This window comes from Micromonospora sp. NPDC049580, assembly GCF_040675595.1.
Classification (GTDB): Bacteria; Actinomycetota; Actinomycetes; order Mycobacteriales; family Micromonosporaceae; genus Micromonospora.
The window spans coordinates 1-1,126 of record NZ_JBFAPG010000836.1 but is presented as its reverse complement, the minus strand read 5'-3'; the positions used below and the strand labels follow the sequence as shown (position 1 = coordinate 1,126).

The 1,126-nt window shown below is 72.1% G+C and carries 1 protein-coding gene; it reads right to left on the bottom strand.

The features are described from left to right. Positions 1-1,113 (bottom strand): S8 family serine peptidase (locus tag AB0J68_RS32450; protein WP_363942747.1); only part of this gene is annotated, 1,113 nt, incomplete at its 3' end. Between the last annotated feature and the right edge of the window lie 13 nt (positions 1,114-1,126).

The window sequence follows — 1,126 nt, the reverse complement described above, 5'->3', positions numbered from 1 at the left end:
CGGACCGTACCCGGGGACGGGCTGCGGCGGCGGGCCGTAGGCCGGCGGCGGCTGGGCGGGCCAGCCGGGTGGCGGCACGCCGGGTGCGCCGGGGTACGGGCCGACGGCGGCCGGCGGTACGCGCCGCTTGCGGCGTCGCAGCACCACCAGCAGCACGATCAGCCCGATGATCGGCACGCCGAGGCAGAGTGCCACCTGGACGATCGCGCCGGCCTTGTTCGAGACGCCGAACTCGACCGCCGGTCCGTCGTCGTCGTTGCCGGGCCGGGCGGCCCCGCCGGAGCGGGTCGGACCGGCCGCCGCGCCCTCCAACAGCGGGTTCGCCGTCACGGCCGGCACCGATCGGGTCAGGGCGGCTATCAGGTCGACTCGGCCGAAGCCGAACTGCGGGTCCCGGCCGGCCGGACCGGCATCGCGGGCGGTCTCGATCAGACGGCTGATGACGTTGGGCGCATCGAGCTTCGGGTACTTCGAGCGCATCAGCGCCACCACACCGGACATGATGGCGGCCGCCGAACTGGTGCCGCTGGCCAGCGTGTAGCCGTTCGGCGAGACCGCCTTGGGCGCCGGGGCGATGATGCTCTCCATCGGACTCGCGATCACGATCTCCGGGCCCTGCACCGAGCCGGCGAAGAACCCGCCGCGCTTGTCGAACCCGGAGACGGCGATGACGCCCGGGATGTTGGCGGGTGAGGTGACCTGTCGGTCGCCCTGCTCGATGTTGCCCGCCGAGGCGACCACCACGGCGTCCTTGCTCAGCGCGTAGTTGATGGCGTCCACCAGCTCCGGCTGAGCCGTCCCCTCGTCGCCGAGCGAGAGGTTGATGACGTCAGCGCCGTTGTCCGCAGCCCAACGGATTCCCAGGACCACGTCCTGGTTATCGAAATTGGCGCCCATCGAGACCGGGAGAATCTTCGCGGCCGGGGCGATGCCCAACTCGTGCATCTCGCCACCGCCGCGTCCCGCGACGATGCCGGCCATCGAGGTGCCGTGCCCCTTCACCTTGTCGTCGTCACGCCGGCCGTCCGGGACAGCTTCCTGGCCGACGCGACGCGCCACCACGGTCATGTAGGCGCCGGCCAGCGTCGGATGCAACCCGATCCACTCGGCCATCACCGCCCCACGA